Source organism: Flavobacterium croceum DSM 17960, assembly GCF_002917885.1.
In the GTDB taxonomy this organism is placed as follows: Bacteria; Bacteroidota; Bacteroidia; order Flavobacteriales; family Flavobacteriaceae; genus Flavobacterium; species Flavobacterium croceum.
The window spans coordinates 1-26,341 of record NZ_PQNY01000008.1 but is presented as its reverse complement, the minus strand read 5'-3'; the positions used below and the strand labels follow the sequence as shown (position 1 = coordinate 26,341).

General features: G+C 32.3%; 18 protein-coding genes. 12 read left to right on the top strand and 6 right to left on the bottom strand.

Annotated elements, in window-relative coordinates; genetic code table 11:
* The first annotated feature begins 16 nt into the window (after nt 1-16).
* Nucleotides 17-1,633 (top strand): ABC-F family ATP-binding cassette domain-containing protein, encoded by a 1,617-nt coding sequence (locus Q361_RS07070; protein ID WP_103726028.1) that lies wholly within the window; start codon nt 17-19, stop codon nt 1,631-1,633.
* A gap of 35 nt (nt 1,634-1,668) precedes the next feature.
* Here Q361_RS07070 and Q361_RS07065 read toward each other — a convergent pair whose 3' ends face one another.
* Nucleotides 1,669-2,544: a lysophospholipid acyltransferase family protein gene (locus Q361_RS07065; RefSeq protein ID WP_103726027.1), complete on the bottom strand. Its 876-nt coding sequence runs from the start codon at nt 2,542-2,544 to the stop codon at nt 1,669-1,671.
* 99 nt (nt 2,545-2,643) lie between these two features.
* Between Q361_RS07065 and Q361_RS07060 the strand changes: the two genes are divergently transcribed.
* Both Q361_RS07060 and Q361_RS07055 read left to right on the top strand, forming a co-directional pair.
* The gene (locus tag Q361_RS07060; RefSeq protein WP_103726026.1) at nt 2,644-3,282 is read left to right on the top strand and encodes a rhomboid family intramembrane serine protease; all 639 of its coding nucleotides are present in this window, start codon (nt 2,644-2,646) and stop codon (nt 3,280-3,282) included.
* Between the two features lie 44 nt (nt 3,283-3,326).
* Nucleotides 3,327-4,022, top strand: a complete 696-nt coding sequence (locus Q361_RS07055; RefSeq protein WP_103726025.1) for an SIMPL domain-containing protein — start codon at nt 3,327-3,329, stop codon at nt 4,020-4,022.
* A 57-nt stretch (nt 4,023-4,079) separates the two neighbouring features.
* On the opposite strand, the gene Q361_RS07050 is transcribed toward Q361_RS07055, so the two are convergent.
* Nucleotides 4,080-4,766, bottom strand: coding sequence for a cell division ATP-binding protein FtsE (locus Q361_RS07050; protein WP_103726024.1), 687 nt, complete (start codon nt 4,764-4,766; stop codon nt 4,080-4,082).
* Between the two features lie 172 nt (nt 4,767-4,938).
* Here Q361_RS07050 and Q361_RS07045 point away from each other — a divergent pair, with 172 nt between their 5' ends.
* The 3 genes from Q361_RS07045 to Q361_RS07035 all read left to right on the top strand — a co-directional run bounded on the left by Q361_RS07045 (nt 4,939) and on the right by Q361_RS07035 (nt 10,230).
* Entirely contained in the window at nt 4,939-7,953 is a 3,015-nt protein-coding gene (locus Q361_RS07045) for a tetratricopeptide repeat protein (RefSeq protein WP_103726023.1), read from the top strand.
* A 9-nt stretch (nt 7,954-7,962) separates the two neighbouring features.
* Entirely contained in the window at nt 7,963-9,708 is a 1,746-nt protein-coding gene (locus Q361_RS07040) for a TonB-dependent receptor (RefSeq protein WP_103726022.1), read from the top strand.
* 78 nt (nt 9,709-9,786) lie between these two features.
* Nucleotides 9,787-10,230 (top strand): GreA/GreB family elongation factor, encoded by a 444-nt coding sequence (locus Q361_RS07035; protein WP_103726021.1) that lies wholly within the window; start codon nt 9,787-9,789, stop codon nt 10,228-10,230.
* Between the two features lie 19 nt (nt 10,231-10,249).
* Here the strand turns inward: Q361_RS07035 and asnB (Q361_RS07030) are convergent, their stop codons facing one another.
* A complete protein-coding gene (gene asnB, locus Q361_RS07030; RefSeq protein WP_146046989.1) occupies nt 10,250-12,157 on the bottom strand; it encodes an asparagine synthase (glutamine-hydrolyzing) in 1,908 nt (635 codons plus the stop codon).
* 236 nt (nt 12,158-12,393) lie between these two features.
* Between asnB (Q361_RS07030) and asnB (Q361_RS07025) the strand changes: the two genes are divergently transcribed.
* From asnB (Q361_RS07025) to secDF, 5 genes are all read left to right on the top strand, one after another.
* The gene (gene asnB / locus Q361_RS07025; RefSeq protein ID WP_103726019.1) at nt 12,394-14,073 is read left to right on the top strand and encodes an asparagine synthase B; all 1,680 of its coding nucleotides are present in this window, start codon (nt 12,394-12,396) and stop codon (nt 14,071-14,073) included.
* Between the two features lie 280 nt (nt 14,074-14,353).
* Nucleotides 14,354-16,294, top strand: coding sequence for a DNA topoisomerase (ATP-hydrolyzing) subunit B (gyrB, locus tag Q361_RS07020; protein WP_103726018.1), 1,941 nt, complete (start codon nt 14,354-14,356; stop codon nt 16,292-16,294).
* Nucleotides 16,275-17,291 carry a DUF6588 family protein gene (locus tag Q361_RS07015; protein ID WP_103726017.1) on the top strand — a complete coding sequence of 339 codons (1,017 nt, stop codon included), beginning with the start codon at nt 16,275-16,277 and terminating at the stop codon, nt 17,289-17,291. Before gyrB ends, Q361_RS07015 begins: the two co-directional genes overlap by 20 nt.
* A 29-nt stretch (nt 17,292-17,320) precedes the next feature.
* Nucleotides 17,321-18,253: a malate dehydrogenase gene (mdh, locus tag Q361_RS07010; protein WP_103726016.1), complete on the top strand. Its 933-nt coding sequence runs from the start codon at nt 17,321-17,323 to the stop codon at nt 18,251-18,253.
* Between the two features lie 223 nt (nt 18,254-18,476).
* Nucleotides 18,477-21,509, top strand: coding sequence for a protein translocase subunit SecDF (gene secDF, locus Q361_RS07005; protein ID WP_103726015.1), 3,033 nt, complete (start codon nt 18,477-18,479; stop codon nt 21,507-21,509).
* A gap of 541 nt (nt 21,510-22,050) precedes the next feature.
* Here secDF and Q361_RS07000 read toward each other — a convergent pair.
* Nucleotides 22,051-23,247 (bottom strand): hypothetical protein, encoded by a 1,197-nt coding sequence (locus tag Q361_RS07000; RefSeq protein ID WP_103726014.1) that lies wholly within the window; start codon nt 23,245-23,247, stop codon nt 22,051-22,053.
* A 57-nt stretch (nt 23,248-23,304) separates the two neighbouring features.
* The gene (gene fahA, locus Q361_RS06995) at nt 23,305-24,585 is read right to left on the bottom strand and encodes a fumarylacetoacetase (RefSeq protein ID WP_103726013.1); all 1,281 of its coding nucleotides are present in this window, start codon (nt 24,583-24,585) and stop codon (nt 23,305-23,307) included.
* Nucleotides 24,586-24,695: 110 nt separating this feature from the next.
* Here fahA and glyA point away from each other — a divergent pair, with 110 nt between their 5' ends.
* Nucleotides 24,696-25,970: a serine hydroxymethyltransferase gene (gene glyA / locus Q361_RS06990; protein WP_103726012.1), complete on the top strand. Its 1,275-nt coding sequence runs from the start codon at nt 24,696-24,698 to the stop codon at nt 25,968-25,970.
* Nucleotides 25,971-26,134: 164 nt separating this feature from the next.
* Here the strand turns inward: glyA and Q361_RS06985 are convergent.
* The coding region (locus Q361_RS06985; RefSeq protein WP_146046988.1) for a T9SS type B sorting domain-containing protein at nt 26,135-26,341 on the bottom strand (207 nt) is incomplete at its 5' end.

Below are 26,341 nucleotides of genomic sequence, written 5' to 3'. Positions count from 1 at the left end.
TAAATATACAAAAAAGATGCTTACAGTATCCAATTTATCGGTACAATTTGGAAAAAGAATTCTTTTTGACGAAGTAAATACCACTTTTACACAAGGCAATTGTTATGGCGTAATTGGCGCCAATGGAGCAGGAAAATCTACTTTTTTAAAAATATTGGCTGGCGATATTGAGCCTACATCGGGTAGGGTTATTTTAGAACCAGGCAAGCGTATGTCAGTATTAAACCAAAATCACAATATGTTTGACGATCATACCGTTCTTGAAACCGTTATGATGGGAAATAAAGTATTGTATGATGTAAAATCTGAAATGGATGCACTCTATGCAGATTATTCAGATGAAAATGCCGACAGAATAGGAGAACTTCAAGTACAGTTTGAAGAAATGAATGGTTGGAATGCCGATTCTGATGCTGCTACACTACTTTCAAATTTAGGAATAGGCACTGAGTTTCACTATACACTTATGAGTGAAATGGAAGGAAAACTAAAAGTAAGAGTCTTATTGGCACAAGCATTGTTTGGAAACCCAGATGTTTTGGTTATGGATGAGCCTACCAACGATTTAGATTTTGAAACAATTTCATGGCTAGAAAACTTTTTGGCAAATTATGAAAATACCGTAATAGTAGTATCGCACGACCGTCACTTTCTAGATGCTGTTTGTACACATATTTCAGATATCGATTTTGGAAAAATTAATCACTATTCGGGGAACTATACATTTTGGTACGAAAGTAGCCAACTAGCTGCCAAACAAAGAGCACAACAAAACAAAAAGGCAGAAGAGAAAAAAGCCGAATTGGAAGAGTTTATTCGCAGATTTAGTGCCAATGTAGCCAAATCGAAACAAGCTACTTCTCGTAAAAAAATGATTGAGAAATTAAATCTTGATGAAATAAAACCATCAAGCCGAAGATATCCTGCCATAATATTTGACCAAGAGCGTGAAGCTGGAGATCAAATTTTGCATGTAGAAAATTTAAGCGCTTCTGTAGACGGTGAAGTTTTGTTTAAAAATGTAGATTTAAACATGGCAAAAGGCGACAAAATTGTTGTTTTTTCAAAAGATTCTCGCGCCACCACTGCTTTTTATGAAGTTTTAAATAATAGAATGACTCCAGATTCTGGAACTTTCGATTGGGGTATTACTACAGCTCAATCGTATTTGCCAAACGATAATGCCGAGTTTTTCCAAAGCGACTTAAATTTGGTAGACTGGTTACGCCAATGGACAAAAACAGAAGAAGAGCGTGATGAGGTTTATGTAAGAGGATTTTTAGGAAAAATGATTTTTTCTGGAGAAGAAGCTCTAAAAAAATGTAATGTTTTATCGGGAGGAGAAAAAGTGCGTTGTATGATTTCTAGAATGATGCTTTTACGAGCCAATGTACTTATGCTAGACGAGCCTACAAATCACCTAGATTTAGAGTCGATTACAGCATTCAACAATTCATTAAAAAACTTTAAAGGTTCGGTATTATTTACCACACACGACCACGAGTTTGCACAAACAGTGGCCAATAGAGTTTTGGAAATTACGCCAAAAGGAGTAATTGATAGATATATGACTTTTGATGATTATTTAGACGATGCTAAAATTCAAGAGTTAAGAAAAACAATGTATGTATAATACAAAGGGGTGTTTGAAAATTCAAACACCCTTTTTTATTCGTTTTTTTTGTGTTTCCAACGTTTGTGAGTCCACAAATAATATCCTGGATTTTCTTTGATTTGCTCTTCCGTTTTTCGGATAAATAATTCCGAAATTTGATAATCAGGAATGCTGTTTACATCTTCGGTTAGTACTTCAAAATAGGCTTCATAATATCCACGACCAACTTTGGTAACTTTTAAGTAAATCATGTTCATGTTGTATTGTTTTGCCAATGCCTCTGCGCCAGTATGTATAGGTGTTTCTCGATTAAAAAATCGATACCAATACATAGTGTGATTGCGTCGTGGGGTTTGGTCGCTAGCAAAACCATAAATTCCCAAAATACCTTTAGAGCTATTTTCTTCAATTGTTTTTTTGGTTTCTTTGGTCGTAATCAAGTAAGCTTTAAATTTGGCTCGAATGTCTTTTACCAAAGTGTCAAAATACTCATTGGCAATACGTTTATAAATAGCATAGCCTTTAAAAGAAATTTTACTATTTAAAGATACTATCCATTCGTAACTAGCATAATGAGAACACATTAATGCAATGCTTTTTCCTTTTTTTTCTAAGTCGAGATAAACATCTAAGTTTTTAAATACAAATCGTTTGTTTATTTCTTTTTCAGAGATAGATATTGTTTTTATCATTTCTAAAAACATATCTACCAAATGCTTATACGATTGTTTTTCTATAGCAAGTCTTTCTTTTTCTGTAAACTGCGGAAAAGCAATTTGTAAATTTTCTTTAACTGTTTTTTTTCTATAGCCTACAATGTAGTATATAAACACATAAATTATATCTGATAAAATATACAATAGCCTAAAGGGTAATATAGAAATAAACCATAATATTGGATAAAGTATATAAAAAACAATACGTTGCATATTTTTGTAAAAATTGAAATGCAAAGATACTTTAAAAATAATTTTATTTTCTCAAACTAATCATTTAGTAATTATTATTTTTACCCTAAAAAATAGCATATGCAACATATTGTATTACTCATTATTTTGGTAACGTGTATTATAAGTTACAAAGGTTTTGAAGACCGAACATTTTTTAATAAATATAAATTTCATATTGGAAGCATTCGGTCTGGAGAACAAATACGCATGATTAGCTCAGGGTTTTTACATGCCGATTGGGTGCATTTATTGCTCAATATGTATGTTTTGTATTCTTTTTCTCAAGGTGTCATTAGTACATTTGGAAATTTTTCGTTTTTGCTTATTTATTTTGGAAGTTTACTGTTTGGGAGTTTATTAACATTAACTATTTACAAAAACGATTACAGCTACAGTGCTGTAGGAGCATCGGGTGCCGTTACAGGTATCGTATATGCTTCTATATTGCTTTTTCCAGAGAGTACTGTAGGTGTATTTTTTTTACTACCAATGCCTTCCTATGTATTTGGTGTTTTGTATTTGGTGTATTCTATTTACGGAATGAAAGCCCAAAATGATGGAATAGGGCACGCAGCACATTTTGGTGGTGCAGTCGGTGGATTAGTGCTTACTGTGATAAAAATGCCCGAATTACTTCAAATAGAACCCTTGTTAATAGTTGGGTTATTAGTTCCAATTGGAATTTTGTATTTTTTAATGAAACAAGGAAAATTATAATTGGCATAAAAATTGACAATACACTAATTAAAAAACAATCAATTATGAAAAAATTAATCCTATTAGCAACATTAGTATTTACAACCATGACAAATGCGCAAGAAGTAACCAAGATTGTTCCTCAAGTATCTGTAACAGGTGAAGGAAAAATAAAAGTAAAGCCCGATCAAGTATCTATAAATTTTGGAGTAGAAAATCTTGGTAAAGATGCTACCGAAGTAAAAAAATTAAACGACGAAACGGTAGACAAAGTCATGAAGTTTATTAAAAAATTTGGAATTCCTACTTCCGATTTTCAAACTACAAATGTGAGTTTGCAAAGAAACTACGATTATGACAAGAAAAAATATAATTATAGAGCTTATCAAAACATAAATATATTATTGAAAGATATAACAAAGTATGACGAGTTGATGATGGGCTTAGTAGATACAGGCATCAATAATATAGATAATGTAGAATTCAAATCGTCTAAAATAGAAGATTTTCGTTCGCAAGCTAGAAAAGAAGCAATGAAAGATGCAAAGCATAAGGCAGAAGATTATGTTTCGGTACTTAACCAAAAAATAGGGAAAGCAATAACCATTTCAGACAATTCTGTAAATGTTTATTACCCGCAAAGAGCTATGATGAAGTATGATATGGCAGTTGCCGACGGCGCAGGTGCAAATCAAGAAACACTTGCTGTAGGTGAGATAGAAGTTACTGCCAATGTAAGTGTGAGTTTCTCTTTAGAATAAAATATACACATAATTTTAAAAAAGTAAAAGCGGTTATAAAAACCGCTTTTGCTTTTTTTATAAGGTTTTTTGAACCATAACTTCAAATACGGCTCCGTCTTCGCATTTTAGGGTTTTGTTTGGAAATTTCATTAAAATAGCATAATCATGTGTTGCCATGATAATGGTTTTTCCTAATGAATTAATTTTTCTTAAAAGCTCGAGTACACCTACACTTGTTTGCGGATCTAAATTTCCTGTGGGCTCATCGGCAATAATAATTTCGGGATCATTTAGCAAAGCTCTTGCAATAGCAACACGCTGTTGCTCTCCACCAGAAAGTTGATGAGGCATTTTTCCAGAAAATCCGCTTAAGCCTACTTTTTCTAGAACTTCATCAATTTTGTTTTTCATGTCACTTTCATTCGTCCAACCTGTAGCACGTAATACAAACAGTAAATTTTCGGCAACAGTTCTATCGGTTAAAAGTTTAAAATCTTGAAATACAATACCAAGTTTTCTTCTTAGATATGGAATAGCATCGTCTTTTAACCCAACTAAATTGTAGTCTACAACATTTCCTTCACCTTCTGTAAGAGGCAAATCGGCGTAGAGTGTTTTTAAAAAACTACTTTTTCCTGTTCCAGTTTTACCTATTAAGTAAATAAATTCTCCTTTTTTTACATCTACATTAACATTTGAAAGAATTACATTTTTTTCTTGATATATAGTAGCATTTTTAAGCGATAATACGGTTTCTGGCATAACTTTAAATTAAATTATTTGTAAAAGTAGTACTATAACGCATTCTATACAAATTTTATTATAAAATATCGTTGTGTATTAAATGTTAAGAAAAATGTTTATAATAAAAAGATAAAACACTTCGTTATACATTACAGGTAACCTAATTTTGATATTTAAAAAACTCAAAAAAATGCACACTATAAAAAATATAGTTTTAATAAGCGCAAGTATATTGGCTACTACAGCTTTTGCACAAAAAACAGAAGTTTATTCCAATAGTTTAGCAAAATTTGATACTGCTTTAAGCTTATATCAAGAAAAACAATATTTGGCAGCACAAATTATGTTTGAGCAAGTAAAAGAAACTTCGGTTTCAGAAGAAACAAAAACAGATGCTGAGTTTTACATTGCCAATTGTGCCATAAGGTTAAACCAACCCAATGCCGATATACTTATGGAAGATTTTGTGGCAAATAACCCAACAAGTACAAAGCAAAATCAAGCCTATACGGGTGTTGCACATTATTATTTTGAGCAAGCAAATTATCCAAAAGCGTTACAATATTTTGATAAAATAGATGAAAGCGCACTTACTTATGAGGAGTTAGAAAAATATAATTTCCAAAAAGGATATTGTTATTTTTCTTCCAAAAACAAAAAAGAAGCGATTAATTATTTCAATAAAGTTGCCAATTCGGGCGAATATGGTTCGCAAGCAAAATACTATTTAGGTTTTATGGCTTATGATAATGATAATTACAAAGAAGCCAATACGTATTTTGATCAAGTTTCGGGCGAAGAAAAATACAAAGAAAAACTATCGTACTTTCAAGCCGATATGAATTTTAAATTGGGTAATTTTAAAAAAGCTATAGAGTTAGGTATCGCGGCTATGCCAAAGTCCAATGCCCAAGAAAAATCGGAGCTAAACAAAATAATTGGAGAAAGCTATTTTAATTTAAAGCAATATGACAAGGCTTTACCTTATTTAAAAGAATACAAAGGAAAAAATGGGCAATGGACAAATACCGATTATTACCAATTAGGTTACACCTTTTATCAACAAAAAGATTACGAAAATGCTATTTCACAGTTTAATAAAATAATTGACGGAAAAGATTATGTTGCGCAAAATGGGTTTTATCATTTGGGAGAAAGTTACTTAAAAACAGATAAGAAACCACAAGCTTTAAACGCTTTTAAAAACGCTTCTGAAATGGATTTTGATAAAAAAATTCAAGAAGATGCTACCCTAAACTACGCCAAACTTAGTTACGATATTGGTAATTCGTATCAAAGTGTGCCAGATATTTTGAATGCGTTTTTAGATAAATATCCAAACTCAACGAGTAAAAATGAAATTCAAAGTTTATTAGTGAGTTCGTATGTTACGTCCAAAAATTATCAGCAAGCCCTAACGGTATTAGATAAAAATAAATCTGCAGACACAAAAAATGCGTATCAAAAAGTTACGTTTTACAGAGGAATAGAGTTGTACAACGATGGCGTTTATCAAGAAGCGCTTAAAATGTTTAAAAAATCGATTGGAGAACCCAAAGATGCTAAATTTTTGGCAAGAGCTACTTTTTGGAAAGCCGAAACAGAGTTTGTTTTAGATAATTTTCAAGAGGCATTAGTATCGTATAAACAATTTGAGAATAGCCAAGAAGCAAAAGTAACACCCGAGTATAAAAATATATTCTATAATTTGGGTTACACATATTTTAAACAAAAAGAGTACGAACAAGCGGCTACTTATTTCCAGAAATTTATTGAAGTAAATAAAGATGATAAAACCAGAATAAACGATGCTTATTTGCGCTTGGGAGATAGTCGTTTTGTAACTTCAAAATATTGGCCCGCTATGGAAGCTTACAACAAAGTAATAGAACTTAAAAGTATAGATGCCGATTATGCAACCTATCAAAAAGCAATAAGCTATGGTTTTGTAGGTAAAAACGATAAAAAAATAGAAGATTTTAATAAATTTCTTCAAAATTATAAATCATCGCAATATAGAGATGATGTGTTATATGAACTAGGTAATACTTATATTACTGAAGACAAAACAGATATGGCAATAAAAACGTATGATATGTTGCTTACTGAATTTAAAAACAGTACTTACAATCCAAAAGCTATATTAAAACAAGGACTTATATATTATAACTCAGATAAAGATGAACAAGCCATAGCAAAGTTTAAAAAAGTGGCTACCGATTATCCAAAATCTCCAGAATCTATGGAGGCAGTATCTACGGCACGATTAATTTATATGGATAACAATCAAGTAGACCAATATGCAGCATGGGTAAAATCATTAGGCTATATTGAGGTTTCAGATGCCGAACTTGATAGCGATACTTACCAATCGGCTGAGAAACAATATTTACAAGGAAATAAAAAACAAGCTATTTCAGGATTTGCAGGCTATGTAAATCAATTTCCAAATGGAAACAATAGCTTAAAAGCCAATTTCTATTTAGCCCAATTGTATTTTGCAGAAGGCATGGAAAACAATGCTACAACACATTATGAAAATGTTGTACTAAAACCCAAAAGTGAGTTTACAGAACAGTCACTAAGCAGACTTGCAGAAATTTATTTAAAACAATCAGATTACTCAAAAGCAATACCTGTATTAGTAAGATTGGAAAATGAAGCCGATTTTCCGCAAAATAAAACATTTGCTCAAGCCAATTTAATGCGTTCGTATTACGAAAAAGATGACTATGCTAATGCCGTTTTGTATGCAGATAAGGTATTGTTAAACCCAAAGTCTGACAATAAAATAAAAAGTGATGCGCAAATTATAGTGGCTCGCTCAGCTATACAAACCAAAGATGAAGCTAAAGCAAAATCGGCTTATAGCACGTTGCAAAAAATTGCCAAAGGAGAACTTGCTGCCGAGGCTTGGTACTATGATGCTTATTTTAAAAATAAAGAAAATAAATACGAAGAATCGAATAAATCGGTACAAAAAATAGCCAAAGATTTTTCGGGATATAAATACTGGGGCGCAAAAAGTCTTGTAATTATGGCAAAAAATTTCTACGGACTTAAAGACAGCTATCAAGCTACATACATTTTGGAAAGTGTACTAGAAAATTTTACAGATTTTAAAGATGTTGTCGATGAGGCTACTGCCGAATTGAGTAAAATAAAATCGGAAGAAAGCAAAACCAATTCATCTATTAAAAAATAAACAGCGGATATGAATTTTATCAAAAATATAGAAAAAACAACCATTGCATTATTGATTTTTGGAGGTGTTTATGCACAAAAAAATCCTATAGGTTCTGAAGTGGTAAATGTTGTAAAACCATACACGCCATCTGTATCAGACGCTTTTAAAGTAAAGGAAATACCTACTTTTGAAGATGAAGTTGCCACAGAGAAAGAAGTGATAAACTACGCCATTTTTTCTTTTCCAGTAGCATCTACCTTTACTCCTTCAAAAGGAAAAGCAGCAGCTGTTGAAAAATCAAAACAAGAAAAATATTTCGACAATTATGCCACGCTAGCTGCGGGCAATTATACCAATATTAACGCAGAGTTATTTGTTACGCATCAACTCGAAAATAACAATTATGTTGGAGCAAAGTTAAAACACTTGTCTTCGCAAGGTGGTATTAAAAATGTAGAACTTAAAAATTCGTTTTCAAATTCTGCATTAGATGTAACGTATGGTAATAGAACACAACAACTATCGTGGAATATCGATTTGGGTTATCAAAATCAAATGTACAATTGGTATGGCGTTCCTCATGATTTTTTTACCCCAGAACAATTAAACGCTATAAACCCTAAGCAAAACTTTAACACACTGTCGTTAGGAGGTAAAGTAGCACTTTCAGAAAGTATTTTAAAAGATGTAACCGCAGGTTTTACGCACTTTTCAGATAAATTTTCTTCTTCAGAAAATAGATTTGTAGCAAAACCAAATTTTGAAATTCAAGTTTTAGATCAAAAGATAAAAACACAATTTATATTTGATTATTTAGGAGGAAGTTTCGATAAAAGTTATTTGCTTTCAAAAGCATATAATTACGGAGCTACCAACTTAGGTTTAGTGCCAAGTTTTCAAATTACGCGAGATGATTTGTTGGTAAATATAGGAGCTAAAGTGTTTTACAGCGTTTCAGGCTCAGACAATGCAAGCAGTAAGTTTTATGTATACCCAAATATTACGGCGTCGTACAAACTTGTAGGCGATTTAATGATAGGTTATGCTGGAGCAGAAGGGAATTTGCAGCAAAATTCGTATAAAGAATTTGTAGATCAAAACAATTTTGTATCACCTACTTTACAAATTAATCCAACAGACCAACAGTATGATGTTTTTGTAGGATTAAAAGGAAAATTGGCAAGTGGAATAGGTTATAATATAAAAGGTTTTTTTACAAACGAAAATTACAAACCTATGTTTGTTTCCAACGTTTACGATAGTTTTCAAACCGATACTACGATGCCTTATGTAAATTTAAATTCGTTTGAAGTATTGTACGATACTGTAAAAACAATTTCGTTTTTTGGAGAATTAAAAGCAGATGTTTCTAAAGACATTGTATTTGGTATTCAAGGCACATTAAACAGTTATACCGCCAAAAACCTTGAAGAAGTGTATAATCTTCCTGCTTTAAAATTAGCATCAACATTAGATTTTCAAATTACTCCAAAATGGTATGCTGGCTTCAAAATTTATTTTACTGGCGAAAGAAAAGACCGCCTTATGGTTCGAGATGTAACCGCAATTGGCGAACCTGCCTATACCAACACCACCGTAAAACTTAATAGTTTTTTTGATGCCAATGCTCACGTAGGATTTAAGTATAACGATAGATGGACTTTCTTTGTAAAAAGCAATAATATGGCCAATCAAAATTACCAAAAATGGACTAACTATCCTGTACAAGGTATTCAAGTGTTATTGGGAGCAAATTATAAATTTGATTTTTAAAAAAGATAAATCAAGAGGTATTAATTCTAAAATTTCTTAGCAATACTTATGTTTTAATAAGTTTTTATAGCCTAAATAATGAAAGAAAAAATCGTGCAACAACACCTTTTACTGCTTCAAGATAAAGAAGATGTTTTTAGAGATATGATTTTGGGTTTAACCATCGATGCTCAAAATGATGCAAAAGGTTCGGCTGGAGATAAACACGAAACAGCATTGTCTATGATGCACTTAGAGCAGGAAAAACTTACTAAAAAACTACAAGAAATAATTGCTCAAAAATCAATTTTACAGCATATTGATAGAACAAAAAAACACAACAAAATAGCTTTGGGTAGCTTGGTAAAAGCCAATACTATTTGGTTGTTTGTGAGTGCGGCTTTACCCAAAATAGAAATAGATACACATGTTATTATTTCTCTTTCGCCCAATTCTCCACTCGGGTTAGAGTTAATGGGTAAAACTACAGGAGATGAATTTAAAATAAATAATACTCCGTATAAGATAGTTTCAGTAGAATAATATTGCTAGAGAGAGAATACTATTTGTAGTAACAGTTACGGTTTATTTTTTCTTGAATTTCTTCTGTATTGCAGTGGTATTCATAAAGCATGGCAAATACTTCTACAGAAGCTAATTTTCCTATAAAATATGGATTTTCATTTTCTATCATATAGTGTAAAGCCTGCTTGGTAAGCTGTAAATGTTCTGCTATATATCCGTTGGTAAAAAAATCTTTTTGTATTTTCAAATTGGTTAATCCATCAATAGGTAAACCATTTTTGTTTTTTGAAACTAACTTTTTTGGCAAATATTTCTTAGCTATTTCTCTTACAATCCATTTATCTGTAAGAAAAGGATGTTTTTTATTGTGAAAATCAACAGTGCGTTTTGTTTTGTATTCCAATGGAAGGTTCATAATGTATTTTATTACATCTTCATGCAAAAAAGGAAATCGCACTTCTACAGATGACATCATGCCCATTCTATCATTTCTATACAATAAAGCATGTAAATGTTTTTGCATCATTTCATAACTATCTACATAATATTTCTTGGTATTTTTTGGAATAAAATTATAGATATCATTTCCTTCATTGTATAGAACTTCGCTTTTAAAACCATTTGCTAATCGAATGTTAAAAGGCTCTAAATTACTGTAATTGGAAGGAAATAAGTAGTTGTGCAATGCAGGATATACTTTGTATAACTTTTTCAATACTGTTTCGGGCAACAATAATGCACTTTTATAGCGTTGTGCAATTAATTTTGAATAACCCAAAAACAATTCATCGGCTCCTTCTCCAGAGAGAACAACTTTTCGGTTGTTATTTCGAGCTAATTTGGTTACTTGCGCCAATGGAAGTGCATTGGTAAAATATACTATAGGCGCTGCATTATATTCTGTAGCTTGTTGCCAATTGTTTAAAAAATCCGTCGGTAAAAAATCTACTTTTTTTAAGTTTAAATTCAAATGAGAGGCTAAGAGTTTTGTGTCTTCATATTCTGAATGTTTTCCAACAATATTTGCAGTATACAATTCAATATTTGGGCTGTATTGTTTGGCAAGCGAACTTATTATTGAAGAGTCAATGCCTCCGCTTACCAAAGAACCCACAGGAAAATCACTCGTAAGCATTTGCTCTACAGAACTACCAAGTAAATTTTCAAATTCTGTAATTACTTGTTTTTTAGACTTTTTCTTTTGTTCATTAAACAAATTTTCATCAATATCATCAGACAATTTGTAGTAAGTATGTTCAGTAACTGTAAAGTGCTCAGAAACTTTTAAATACGTTCCAGCATTGATGTTTTTAATATCATTAAACAGCGTATAAGTAGTACTTCCTTCTACAGTACTATTTATAGACATAATGGTTTTATAAGAATCGGGTTTTAATTGTAAAGATTTTGCTAGAGTTCTGGTTTCTGAAGCAAATGCAAAAACACCAGAATTATTTACAAAATAAAGAGGCTTTATACCATATCTATCACGAGCCAAAAATAGTTCTTGTGTGGTTGTACAATAAAAGGAAAAGGCAAACATTCCTTTAATATCTTTTAGCGTTTTATCGATACCAAATTCAATTAAATAATAAAATAAAACTTCGGTATCCGATGCCGATTGGAAATGTACGTTTGGTAAATTTTTTTTAAGTTTTTCAAAATTATAGATTTCTCCATTGTAACACAAAACATAGCGATCATTATAAAAAGGTTGATTGGCCGTTGCAGAGCCATCTATAACAGCCAAACGATCATGAAAAAAATAGGTGTTATTTATGTTCCAAAGCGCATTGTGATCTGGACCTCGATGATTTTGTAGTGTTTTAAAATTTTCTAAAAGCGAATTTTTTAAAGTTCCGTTATCTGTTTTAAGCGTAAAGCCAGATATTCCACACATATAATTAGACGGATTTCTATATTGATGTATAAATTGAATTTTCAAATATACATAAAATTTAAAGTTTTTTGTTTATAATTTTAACGAATTTGCAGGAAAAATGAATAACCTTTATTTGTGAAATCTAAAAATTTTAATCTCACAGTATTAATAATAGCTTGTTGAGTTTCATAATTATCTTTTTTTATTAATTTAAGTTACAATCTATAATTAAATTTTAAATTTTAATTTTTAATATTGTATTTAAAGTAGAAATTTGCTTACTAAATAAAATAATAATTATGTGTGGTATTGTATGTGCCTTTGAATTGAAGCAAAAATCTGAGATTGTAAGACCTCAGGTACTCGAAATGTCAAAAATAATTCGTCATAGAGGTCCAGATTGGAGCGGAATATTTAGTAATGACAAAGCGATTTTAGCACACGAAAGATTGGCTATCGTAGATCCTGCATCAGGGAAACAACCTCTTTTTAGTGAAGATAAAAATTTGGTTTTAGCAGCCAATGGAGAAATTTACAACCATAGAGAATTACGCAAACAATTTGAAGGAAAATACAATTTTCAAACGCAAAGTGATTGTGAAGTAATTTTAGCTCTTTATAAAGAAAAAGGAGTCGATTTTATTGATGAAATGAATGGTATATTTGGATTTGCGTTGTACGATGTAGAAAAAAATGAATATTTTGTAGCTCGCGACCACATGGGTATCATTCCCTTGTATATGGGTTGGGATAAACACGGAACTTTTTATGTAGCTTCAGAACTTAAAGCATTAGAAGGATATTGCTCAAAAATAGAACTGTTTCCTCCAGGGCACTATCTTTCTAGCAAAGACGGAAAATTGGTTCAATGGTACAAAAGAGATTGGGTAGACTATGATGCCGTAAAAGATAATGAAACTGATATCCAAAAAATTAAAGTAGCACTCGAAGCAGCAGTACACAGACAATTAATGAGCGATGTGCCTTATGGCGTATTATTATCTGGAGGGTTAGATTCTTCTATTACATCGGCAATTGCCAAAAAATATGCCCAAAAACGTATCGAGTCAGACGATGTTGCCGAAGCATGGTATCCGCAATTGCATTCATTTGCCGTAGGGCTAGAAGGATCTCCCGATTTGGCAGCGGCTCAAAAAGTAGCCAATCATTTAGGAACAATTCATCACGAAATAAAATTTACCATTCAAGAAGGTTTAGATGCTGTTCGTGATGTTATTTATAATCTAGAAACCTATGATGTTACTACCGTGCGAGCTTCTACACCTATGTATTTAATGGCACGTGTTATTAAATCTATGGGTATAAAAATGGTATTATCTGGCGAAGGATCTGATGAGTTATTTGGAGGTTATTTGTATTTTCATAAAGCCCCAAATGCAAGAGAATTTCATGAAGAAACAGTTCGTAAATTAAGCAAATTGCACATGTACGATTGCTTGCGGGCTAATAAAAGTTTAGCAGCATGGGGAATTGAAGGTAGAGTTCCGTTTTTAGATAAAGAATTTATGGATGTAGCTATGACTATAAACCCTCAAGACAAGATGATCAATGGTGAACGAATGGAAAAATGGGTATTACGAAAAGCGTTTGAAGATATGTTGCCAGAAAGTGTTGCTTGGCGCCAAAAAGAACAATTTAGCGATGGGGTAGGCTATAGTTGGATAGACACGCTCAAAGAAATAGTATCGAAGGAAGTGTCAGATGAGCAACTGGCTAATGCAAAATATAAGTTCCCTATTCAAACGCCTACGAATAAAGAAGAATATTATTATCGAACCATTTTTAGCGAGCATTTTCCTAGTGATACAGCAGCATTGTGTGTTCCGCAAGAAGCCAGTGTAGCTTGTAGTACACAAAAAGCCTTAGAGTGGGACGAAGCTTTTAAAAATATGAACGATCCTTCAGGTAGAGCTGTTGCCAATGTACACGAAGAAGCTTACAATACAATAGTTTTGTAGTTTTTACAATATGTAAAGTATATAGTATACAGTTATCTGAATATTATATTGAAGTTTAGTTTGTTTGTTTAGAAACACCTGCTTTTAGTTTAGTAGGTGTTTCTTTTTTTATCATAACAATAAAGAGTAATAAGGCTTTTTATTCGGTTCTAATAAACGATATCTTAACGCTATGTCTTTGTTGATAACTTGTGTTATAAAAGCCTTAAAATAGCTTTTAAAACGTTCTTTTTTTGTATATTTGCCTGTTATACAAAAATCATTAAACTAGAACGTTTTTATGAGCGAAGAAATTAAAAAGAATAGTTATTCAGCCGATAGTATTCAAGCCTTAGAAGGAATGGAGCATGTGCGTATGCGTCCATCAATGTATATTGGAGATACTGGAGTAAGAGGTTTACATCATTTAGTATATGAAGTAGTAGATAACTCTATAGATGAGGCATTAGCAGGTCATTGTGATACTATTAGTGTATTTATAAACGAAGACAATTCAATATCTGTAGAAGATAATGGTAGAGGTATACCTGTAGATTTACATAAAAAAGAAGGCGTATCGGCACTAGAAGTTGTAATGACTAAAATTGGTGCGGGAGGTAAATTTGATAAAGATTCTTATAAAGTATCGGGAGGTCTTCATGGAGTTGGGGTATCGTGTGTAAACGCTTTGTCAGATCATTTAACAGCTACAGTTTATCGCGATGGAAAGGTTTATGAACAAGAATATGAAAGAGGAAAAGCCTTATATCCTGTAAAACAAACAGGAACTACAGATAAAAGAGGAACTACTGTAACTTTCAAGCCAGACGGTACTATTTTTACACAAACATTAGAATATTCCTATGATACTTTGGCAGCTCGTATGCGTGAGTTGGCATTTTTAAATAAAGGAATCACTATTACTCTTACAGATAAAAGGGTAGTAAAAGAAGATGGCACTTTTGAAGGAGAAGCATTCCATTCGAAAGAAGGTTTGAAAGAATTTGTGAAATTTCTAGATGGAAACCGTATTCCTATCATAAACCATGTAATTAGCATGGAAAACGAAAAAGGAGAAATTCCTGTAGAAGTGGCTTTGGTTTACAACGAAAGTTATTCTGAAAACATATTTTCGTATGTAAATAACATTAATACACACGAGGGAGGAACCCATTTGCAAGGTTTTAGAATGGGACTTACACGTACCTTAAAAAAATATGCTGATGCCTCTGGATTGCTCGATAAATTAAAATTTGAAATCTCGGGAGATGATTTTAGAGAAGGACTTACAGCAATTATATCCGTTAAAGTTGCCGAACCTCAATTTGAAGGACAAACAAAAACCAAATTAGGAAATAGAGAAGTCGTTTCGCCAGTATCTCAAGCCGTTTCAGAGATGCTAGAAAATTATTTGGAAGAAAACCCAAATGACGCTAAAACGATTGTTCAAAAAGTAATCTTGGCAGCCCAAGCCCGTCATGCAGCGAAGAAAGCTCGTGAAATGGTTCAAAGAAAAACTGTTTTAGGTGGTGGCGGTCTTCCAGGTAAACTTTCCGATTGTTCAGAACAAGACCCAGCAAAATGCGAAGTATATCTTGTAGAGGGAGACTCTGCGGGCGGTACAGCAAAACAAGGTAGAGATAGAAATTTTCAGGCTATTTTACCGCTAAGAGGTAAAATTTTGAACGTTGAAAAAGCTATGCATCATAAAGTTTTTGAAAATGAAGAAATTAGAAACATTTTTACCGCACTTGGTGTAACCATAGGTACAGAAGACGATAGTAAAGCACTCAATTTAGAAAAATTACGTTATCATAAAGTAATAATCATGACGGATGCCGATGTAGATGGTAGCCACATTTCTACATTAATTTTAACGTTCTTTTATCGTTTTATGCGTGAATTAATTGAAGCAGGACACGTATATATAGCTTCACCACCTTTGTATTTAGTAAAAAAAGGAAATAAAAAAGAGTACGCTTGGAACGACGATCAACGAGATAGAATTATCCAACAATTAGGTGGAGGTGCAAATATACAACGTTATAAAGGTTTGGGTGAAATGAATGCCGAACAATTATGGGAAACCACAATGAACCCAGAGTCTCGAACTTTAATGCAAGTAAAAATAGACAATCTCACAGAAGCCGATAGAATATTTTCGATGCTTATGGGAGACGAAGTACCACCGCGTAGAGAGTTTATTGAGAAAAATGCAGTGTATGCAAATATTGATGCGTAATATTCATTTAAAAATTGCATTACCTTTTTTTCTATTCATATCAATAGTTGGTCGTGCGCAAATACAAGAAATACAACAAATAGGGTATCTATTAGATGATGCCCTGTTTTTTTCTGAAAAATATATAACTCCAGCAACAGATTGTGCCGTTTATCAAGCCTCTAGCTCTTGGATGAATACACCCCAAAAGAAGAAATTTGGAGAAGTTTCATTGGCACTCCATGGTAATTTGTTTTTTGTACCCAATAGAGATAGAAATTTTCAAGTAGCCAATTCAGATTTTAAACTTTTTACCATTGAAGGCGCAAATCAAACTACCGTTCCTACAGCATTGGGCGGTAATACAGATGTTTATTACAATGCAAGTATAGGTACAAATCCGCTTCGAATAGCATCGCCAAAAGGAGTAGACATGGAAACCGTTTTTCATCCTTTTTTGCAAGGAAACATTGCACTCTGGAAAGGTACAGAACTTATAGCTAGATACTCTACAAAAGTAAAACTTAAAAAAGGCAATTATCAAGTATATGGTTTTGGTATTAAACACAATATCAGTCAATATATGCCGTATTTAGAAAAAAATAAGATTGCTTTGGCTTTTCTTACTAATTATTCCAACGAAGAAATAAGTTTCGATTTTTTAGATATCAATACGCCTTTGGGTAATCTTGGTTTAAACGAAATTACAGGATTTGTAGATACTTATCAATTTCAAGTGGCAGCTTCGAAACAATTTGGAAAATTTGAAATCATGGCAAGTTCTATTACCAACAAAAGTAATTTTAAATACAAAATTACAGGTGATAAAGGAAGTATAGAAGACGTACTCAATTTTCAAGAAGAAGTAAACCGAAGATTAAAGTCTATTTCTAAAGAAAAATTCAATTCATTGGGAGAAATTGCTTGTAGATATCATTTTAGCAAAATTTTTGTAAAATCTAGTGTTGCATTTGGTAAATTTGTAAACACAAACTTCTCTGTTGAGTACGAATTTTAATTTATTTCTAATATAACACACACAATACAATGAAAGTAACAGTTGTAGGAGCAGGAAATGTAGGTGCTACATGTGCCGATGCTATTGCTCACAGAAGAATTGCTAGCGAAGTAGTTCTTATAGATATTAAAGAAGGTTTTGCCGAAGGAAAAGCCTTAGATATTATGCAAACTCAAACCACGCTTGGTTTTAATACAAAAGTAACAGGTAGTACCAACGATTATTCAAAAACAGCAGGTAGCGATGTTGTTGTAATTACATCGGGAATACCAAGAAAGCCAGGAATGACGCGTGAGGAATTAATAGGAATTAATGCAGGTATTGTAAAAGGAGTTGCCGAAAACCTTTTGGCGCATTCTCCAAATGCAATTATTGTAGTAGTATCAAACCCTATGGATACTATGACATATTTAACGCTTAAAGCTACAGGTTTACCAAAAAATAGAATTATTGGTATGGGCGGAGCACTAGATAGCTCACGTTTTAAATGTTATTTATCTCAAGCCTTAGATAAACCTGCCAACGATATACAAGGAATGGTAATAGGAGGACACGGCGATACAACCATGATACCACTTACTCGTTTAGCATCTTACAACGGAGTACCTGTTTCTGAATTTTTATCAGAAGAAGAATTAGCAAAAGTTGCAGCCGACACTATGGTTGGAGGAGCAACACTTACTGGATTATTAGGAACTTCTGCTTGGTATGCACCAGGAGCTTCTGTAGCCTACTTGGTAGATAGCATCTTAAATGATCAAAAGAAAATGATACCATGTTCTGTATTTTTAGAAGGAGAATATGGACAAAACGATATTTGCATAGGTGTACCATGTATAATAGGTAAAAATGGTGTAGAAAAAATAGTTTCTGTAGAATTGAATGATGACGAAAAAGCAAAATTTGCGAAGAGTGCAGATGCTGTGAGAGCTATGAATGGCGATTTAAGTTCTGTATTATAATATCCAAAATCAAACAAATAAGAAAGACTGCAAGAAATTGCAGTCTTTTTTTTGATATAAGTACACAAATAATTTGATAATCTAGTTCAGAATTATATATTTGCACGTTTTAAAAATAGCAAAAACAAGTGTTTTTTCTTTGATTAGTTGATAATCAAAGAGTTACTTTGTATAGTTTTTTTAGAATATTTGAAAACAAAAAATTAATTAATTTTTAGTAGTAATGCAGAATAAAGGACTTATTAAATTTTTTGCAATTTTATTTGCAATTGTAAGTATTTACCAACTTACATTTACATTTGTTGCAAGTAACATTAAAAATGATGCAAAAAGCTTCGCATCAACCGAGTTAAATAAACTAAAAAGCAAAGGAGTAGCTACCGATAAACTACCCGATTTAAATTCGCTTGAAGTAAAATATTTAGACTCATTAAAAAAAGTAAATGTATTTAGCTTAGGTTTTGCAGATTATACTTATGCAGATGTAAGTGCCAAGCAAATAAATAAAGGTCTAGATTTAGAAGGAGGTATCAACGTTATTTTACAAATATCTGTAAAAGATGTTTTAAGAAATCTTGCCAACGATTCTAAAAATCCAGTATTTAATAAAGCCTTAGAAAATACAAAAAGCATTCAACAAGGTAATGAGTCTTATTTAGACGCATTTTTTAGATCATTTGATGCCGTTTCAGGAGGAACAACTAAATTGGCATCACCAGATATTTTTGCTAATAAAAATTTAGCAGATGAAATTAATTTCAAAATGTCTGACGATCAAGTAAAAAGAGTAATTCGTAAAAAAGTAAATGAGTCAGTAGAAAGTGCTTTTGAAGTACTTAGAAAACGTATTGACCAATTTGGTGTTACGCAACCTAATATTCAAAAACTTGGAGAATCAGGTCGTATTTTGGTAGAATTACCAGGTGCTAAAGATGTAGATAGAATTACAAAAATTGTTTCTGGAACAGCCAAATTAGAATTTTGGGAAACATATAGAGCTGAAGATTTTGCTCAATTTTTTGGAGCAGTAAATGAATTGCTTAAAAAATCAGAAGCAACAGTTGAAACAGACAAAAAATCGACTACTATAGATTCTATAAACAATGTATTAGCCGATAAATCTAAAGATTCTGTAGCTACTTCAAAAGCAAAAGGTTCAAACCCTTTGTTTGATAAAATGGCTCAAGGTGGCGGACCAATTTTAGCTGTTGTTTCGGTTAAAGATACTGCAAAAATTAATTCTTATTTAAAACGTAATGATGTAAAAGCATTATTACCTGCTGATAAAAGACTCGTAAAATTTGCATGGAGTAAACCTGATGTTTCTACAGATGAGAAAACTAAAAAAGTTACAGAAACTGTTCAACTATATGGTTTAAAAGGAAATAAAGATGGTGTGGCTCCTCTTAGTGGTGGAGTAATTGTTGATGCTAGAGATTCGTTTGACCCTATGGGTAAACCATCTGTATCTATGCAAATGAACAATCAAGGAGCAAAAGTTTGGGAAAACCTTACTGGTAAAGCATATACAGAAAAAGGATATATAGCCATTGCTTTAGATAACGTAGTATATTCTGCGCCAGGTGTTACATCAGGGCCAATTGCAGGAGGTAGATCTGAAATTTCAGGAAGCTTTGAGGTTGCTGAAACAAAAGACTTAGCCAATGTTCTTAGAGCAGGTAAATTACCAGCTCGTGCAGAAATTGTTCAATCTACTGTAGTAGGACCATCTTTAGGTCAAGAAGCAATTGATGCGGGTACTACTTCTTCTATTGTAGGTTTACTTTTAGTATGTTTATGGATGGTGGTATACTATGGTAGAGCAGGTTGGTATGCCAATGTAGCGTTAATTGTAAATTTATTATTCTTATTCGGAATATTAGCTAGCTTAGGTGCAGTACTTACTTTGCCAGGTATTGCAGGTATCGTACTTACATTGGGTACTGCTGTAGATGCCAATATTATTATTTATGAAAGAGCTAAAGAAGAATTGCGAGCAGGAAAAACATTAGAAGAAGCTTTAAGAATAGGTTATGGCTGGAAAGGTGCTATGCGATCTATAATTGATGCGAATGTTACTCACATACTTACTGGAGCTATATTATTTATATTTGGTACAGGTCCAATACAAGGTTTTGCTACTACATTATTGATAGGTATATTCACATCATTGTTTACATCTATATTTATACCTAGAATTTTAATGGATAGAGATATTGCTCATGGAAAACAATTAACATTTACTACACCATGGTCAAAAAATTGGTTTACTGGATTCCATTTTGATTTTATTGGAGCAAAAAAATGGACCTATATTATTTCTTCTACAGTAATTATTGTTAGTTGTATTTCGTTTTTTACAAATGGATTAGATGAAGGTATTGATTTTGTTGGAGGTAGAACATATCAGGTAAAATTTGAAAAACCCGTTCAACCTGAAGTAGTTTCAAAAGAACTAGCAGCTGTTTTTGACGGTAGTGCCGAAGCTAAAATATTTGGAAGTGATGACCAACTAAAAATTACAACAAAATATAAAATTAAAGACGAAGGAATTGAAGTAGATAAAGAAGTAAATACTAAACTTTATGATGTGTTGAAAAAATACTTCAATAATATTTCTTATGAGCAATTCACAAGCACTGCTGAAGGTAAAAAATTTGGAGTATTACAATCTATGAAAGTAGGACCTTCAATTTCGGCAGATATTAAAACAAACGCATACTGGTCTGTATTAGGCGCAATGCTTATAGTAGGTTTGTATTTGGTTGTTTCATTTAGAAAATGGCAATATTCATTAGGTGCTATTGCCGCTATTGTGCACGATGTTATTTTTGTATTAGGCGCTTATTCTTTACTATACAAATTTATGCCTTTCCACATGGAGATGGATCAGCATTTTATTGCTGCAATATTAACTGTTATTGGTTACTCTATGAACGATACCGTAATTGTGTTTGATAGAATTAGAGAGTTCTTAGATGGTAATTACAAAGGAACATTTAAAGAAATTGTAAATGCTTCTATTAATACTACATTGTCTAGAACTATCAATACTTCTTTAACAATGATTATGGTTTTATTAATCATGTTTATATTTGGTGGCGATACACTACGAGGCTTTGTATTTGCTATGTTGATAGGTATTGTTGTAGGTACTTACTCTTCATTGTTTATTGCAACTCCAGTATTGTTAGATTCTATGAAGAAAGAAGATATAGATTCTATAGAGAAACGACATGAAGAAGCTAATAAATAGATTTTCAAATTAATATAGTAAAAAGTCTTCCTTGAAAAAGGAAGACTTTTTTGTTTATAGTTGCTTTCAAGATTCTAAATTAGAATTGAAGTGCTTTTTTATGTATTTACTTTTGTATGAGCTATTTTTAGTGTTTTTCTAGTCAATTTTAGAAATGTTTTTCAAGAAAATCAGTATCTATTTTGTAAAAGAATAATTATTCAGAATGATTATTTATTGGTCTCAAATATAGTTAAAACTATGCACTTTGAGTGCATCTCGCTTTAGCTTCTAAAAAGTTTTGCCACTGATTAAGATGATTTAAAGGATTTAATCAGCGGAAATCATTTTAATCAGTGGCAGTTTTTTGCTTTTCAGCCTTGCAGACTTTTAGTCTGCCAACCAAACCTATGGACTTCTAGTCCATAGTGGTTTAGTTTTTGCAGAGAATAAGTTATATGTAGTAAATTTTTTATCTTACTATTTTATAGGTTAAGGTTTAGCTAAAAAAAATCTGCTTAACTAAAATAGTTAAGCAGATTTTTTAAATTATAATATAAAATTATTTTCTGAATTTATTTGTGTAAATAATGTTTTTCAATTTGGCTTTCAAGTCTTCTCCACAATCATAAACCATTTGTTCATTACTAGGAAATTCAACAGCTCTTTTATCAAAATAGCCCATATAGATATCATCACAAGCGGCTTTATCTCCATTGTATTTGGCATAAATGTTTTCAAAAATAAATTCGCTACTTAATGGAAATGTATCTATTAATTGGTTGTTTTTGAAATCGATGTAATCGACCTTTGCTGTAACTTGAACCGTTTTTAATTGTTTAAATTCGTATATATTTATACGTATTGTTTTAAAATTATCTACTTTAATAGGGTTTCCTTTGTCATCTTTTACAGGGTTTCCATTGGCATCAAGTAATGGTTTTGTTCCATCTTTAACTTGTTTTTCTTTAATAAACTCTTTTTCTTTAACTTGTTCTGGCGATATTGCGATATTTCTAAAATTAACAATTAAACCATAATCGTAAGTTATGCCTTTTTGTCGATTGTTATGATAAACAGTCCATTTATCATTTAATCCAAAAGTGCTAAAGTCTAAAAGGTCATTTTCCAAACGAGAAGGAATAACCATATTCGTTTCATTTTTTGTATAGACACTTACATAGTCTGTTCCTTTGGCTTTGGCTTCGTCAATAAGGCTATTTGTATCTTTGTAATTGCTTTGTAATTGTGATAGATACATTAAATCATCATAAGCTCTTCGATAATTCATTTTATCTTTTGTAATTAAAAGAGCTTTAGAATTATCATACAAATGTTTTGCTAAAGCACTTTTACTACTAACAATTTCATCAGCATAATTATCAAACGGAAAGTATGCATTTTTACTTGCGTCTAATAGTTTTAATGGTAGCAAAGGTTTTATTAATTCTTGACGGTTGTTGAGTTGCAAGTAAGTATTGTATATTTTTTCGGTATTACTTGGATTGGCATCTTTTAACCAAAGATTTATATTTTGCAAATCGCGTTCTTTGGCTTTTGCAAATGCTTCTTCGAGCATGTATACATAATCTTGCTTACCTTTTGCATCTTTTCGGTTACTAAGGTTTTCAACAGCAGTTTTAATAGCCGCATCATAATCTCCAGAAGATAATGATTCTCGGGTTTGTCTTACTCCACAAGATAGTATGATACTTGTTAGAAAAAACAAAAAAATAAAATAGTAGTTTTTTAATCTCATGGTGTATCAATTTTAGGTTATTGAGTAGAATGGTTCAAATATTGAGCCAAAATCAACTTATTTTTCTATTACAGGCAAAAGTTTGCTACTACATTCTCCAAAACCAATACGCACATTTTCATTTTTACAATACCCTTTTATAATTACAGTATCATTGTCATTTATAAATTTACGTTCGCTTCCGTCGTTAAGTTTAATTGGATTTTTTCCGCCCCAAGTTAATTCTAACATAGAACCAAAGCTATCTTCTGTAGGGCCAGATATTGTTCCAGAACCCATCATGTCTCCAGAATTAACTCTGCAACCGTTTACTGTGTGATGTGCCAATTGTTGAGCCATAGTCCAGTACATATATTTAAAATTTGATTTAGATACCAAACTTTCTGTGCCGTTTTCGGGTTGAATGTATACTTCTAAATTTATATCAAAAGCCTTATTGCCCGTTTGTTGTAAATAGGGAAGAGGTGTAGGCTCTTGTTTTGGAGATGCACAACGAAATGGTTCTAATGCATCCATAGTAACAATCCATGGTGAGATTGAAGAGGCAAAGTTTTTTGCCAAAAATGGACCAAGAGGCACATATTCCCATTTTTGTATATCACGTGCACTCCAATCGTTAAATAATACCATTCCAAAAATATGATCTTCGGCTTCGTCTACACTTATTCTTTCACCCATTACATTAGCATCGGTAGTAATAAAAGCTGTTTCCAATTCAAAATCTACCAATCTTGAAGGTCCAAAAATAGGGCTTGTGGCATCAGCAGGCATAGTTTGCCCCAATGGGCGATGTACAGGCACGCCACTTGGCACAATTGTTGAACTTCTACCATGATATCCTACAGGTAAATGTAACCAATTGGGTAATAAAGCATTTTCGGGATCACGAAACATTTTACCAACATTAGTAGCGTGTTCTTTACTACTGTAAAAATCAGTGTAATCGCCAATTTGTACAGGTAAAAGCATTTCTATGTCTTCTACTTTAAAAATTACAACTTCTCTATGAGATTTGTTGTCTCTAAGTTTAGGATTATTAGCATCAAATAATTCGGCAAGCCTATTTCTTACTAAGCGCCACGTTTTTTTCCCATCAGAAATAAAATCATTCAGAGTATCTTGCATAAACATATCATCTGTAAGTTCTATTCCTTCAAAATAACCTAGTTGTTGCAATGCACCCATGTCTATGGCACAGTTTCCAATACGAGTTCCTATAGTAACTACATCGTCTTTAGTAATAAATACTCCAAAAGGAATGTTTTGAATAGGAAAATCGCTATTTTCTGGAACTTCAATCCAGCTTTTTCTATTAGGATCATTAGCTATATTTGGCATAAGTATATTGATTTGTTTGTTTAAAAATTTGTAATCAAATATATTATTAAGAATTTATTTGACAAACTTATTTTGTATTTTTGAGCAATAATTATTGAAAATTTAAAAATATGCAACGCGACGAACAAATTTTTGAACTCATCTTAGATGAACAAGATAGACAACAGCATGGTATAGAGTTAATTGCTTCAGAGAATTTTGTGAGTGACCAAGTAATGGAAGCTGCAGGTTCTTGTCTTACCAATAAATATGCAGAAGGATACCCAAATAAAAGATATTATGGAGGCTGTGAAGTAGTCGATATTGTAGAGCAAATAGCCATAGATAGAGCCAAAGCTTTGTTTGGTGCAGCGTATGCAAACGTGCAACCGCATAGTGGTTCACAAGCTAATACGGCTGTTTTTGCGGCTTGTTTAAAACCTGGCGATAAAATACTTGGTTTCGATTTATCTCACGGAGGACATTTAACACATGGTTCTCCTGTAAATTTTTCAGGAAAGTTATATAGTCCTGTTTTTTATGGAGTTGATAAAGAAACAGGAGTTTTAAATTACGATAAAATAGAAGAAATAGCCATTAAAGAGCAACCAAAATTAATAATTGCAGGTGCTTCTGCTTACTCACGTGATATCGATTTTAAACGTTTTCGAGACATAGCAGATGCTGTAGGAGCCATTTTACTGGCAGATATTTCTCATCCTGCTGGACTTATTGCCAAAGGTTTAATGAATGACCCTATCCCTCATTGCCACATTATAACAACTACCACACATAAAACTCTTAGAGGACCAAGAGGTGGTATGATTATGATGGGGAAAGATTTTGAAAATCCATGGGGATTAACTACTCCAAAAGGAGAAATTCGAATGATGAGCCATGTACTCGATATGTCGGTTTTTCCTGGTAATCAAGGTGGTCCATTAATGCATATTATTGCGGCTAAAGCAGTTGCCTTTGGAGAGTGTTTAACAGATGAATTTTTTAGCTATGCTATGCAGGTTCAAAAAAATGCCAAAGCTATGGCAGATGCTTTTACAAAAAGAGGCTATAATATTATCTCTGGAGGTACAGACAATCACATGATGCTTATCGACCTAAGAAACAAAAATATTACAGGAAAAGAAGCCGAAAATGCATTAGTTAAGGCAGAAATTACTGTAAATAAAAATATGGTGCCTTTTGATGATAAATCACCATTTATTACTTCAGGGATCAGAGTAGGTACACCTGCGATTACTACAAGAGGTTTACTTGAAGCCGATATGGAAACTATTGTAGATTTTATAGATAGAGTAATTACAAACTATCAAAATGAAGATGTGTTGGAGCAAATTGCAGATGAAGTTAATGCATTTATGAGTGATAGACCTATGTTTGTATTTTAAAGTTCGTTGAAATAAAATGAATATAAAAAACCAAAAAGAGTCATAACTTTTTTTGGTTTTTTTGGATAATCAATACTTTTATTACTACCCACTTTTCGAAATTCATACAATTTAAAAGCCCGAATAGAGTAATCTATTCGGGCTTTATTTATTCTATAATCACACTATCTTTTAAGTGAGAAATGGGCTTTAAATGTTTTTGTTGTATTGAGTTCGAAGTATTCGACAGTAAACCAGTAATCGGTTGCAGGTAGCGGATTACCGTTGTACGTACCGTCCCAACCTTGCGTATCAGGGCTAAGTTGTTTGATAAGCTTACCAAATCGGTCAAACAGGTAAATTTTAGCATACTGTCCTTGTAAACCATTGAT

Coding starts and splice junctions, on each gene's coding strand:
- Q361_RS07070 (WP_103726028.1), top strand. CDS start 17: ATGCTTACAGTATCCAATTTATCGGTACAATTTGGAAAAAGAATTCTT.
- Q361_RS07065 (WP_103726027.1), bottom strand. CDS start 2,544: ATGCAACGTATTGTTTTTTATATACTTTATCCAATATTATGGTTTATT.
- Q361_RS07060 (WP_103726026.1), top strand. CDS start 2,644: ATGCAACATATTGTATTACTCATTATTTTGGTAACGTGTATTATAAGT.
- Q361_RS07055 (WP_103726025.1), top strand. CDS start 3,327: ATGAAAAAATTAATCCTATTAGCAACATTAGTATTTACAACCATGACA.
- Q361_RS07050 (WP_103726024.1), bottom strand. CDS start 4,766: ATGCCAGAAACCGTATTATCGCTTAAAAATGCTACTATATATCAAGAA.
- Q361_RS07045 (WP_103726023.1), top strand. CDS start 4,939: ATGCACACTATAAAAAATATAGTTTTAATAAGCGCAAGTATATTGGCT.
- Q361_RS07040 (WP_103726022.1), top strand. CDS start 7,963: ATGAATTTTATCAAAAATATAGAAAAAACAACCATTGCATTATTGATT.
- Q361_RS07035 (WP_103726021.1), top strand. CDS start 9,787: ATGAAAGAAAAAATCGTGCAACAACACCTTTTACTGCTTCAAGATAAA.
- asnB (WP_103726019.1), top strand. CDS start 12,394: ATGTGTGGTATTGTATGTGCCTTTGAATTGAAGCAAAAATCTGAGATT.
- gyrB (WP_103726018.1), top strand. CDS start 14,354: ATGAGCGAAGAAATTAAAAAGAATAGTTATTCAGCCGATAGTATTCAA.
- Q361_RS07015 (WP_103726017.1), top strand. CDS start 16,275: ATGCAAATATTGATGCGTAATATTCATTTAAAAATTGCATTACCTTTT.
- mdh (WP_103726016.1), top strand. CDS start 17,321: ATGAAAGTAACAGTTGTAGGAGCAGGAAATGTAGGTGCTACATGTGCC.
- secDF (WP_103726015.1), top strand. CDS start 18,477: ATGCAGAATAAAGGACTTATTAAATTTTTTGCAATTTTATTTGCAATT.
- Q361_RS07000 (WP_103726014.1), bottom strand. CDS start 23,247: ATGAGATTAAAAAACTACTATTTTATTTTTTTGTTTTTTCTAACAAGT.
- fahA (WP_103726013.1), bottom strand. CDS start 24,585: ATGCCAAATATAGCTAATGATCCTAATAGAAAAAGCTGGATTGAAGTT.
- glyA (WP_103726012.1), top strand. CDS start 24,696: ATGCAACGCGACGAACAAATTTTTGAACTCATCTTAGATGAACAAGAT.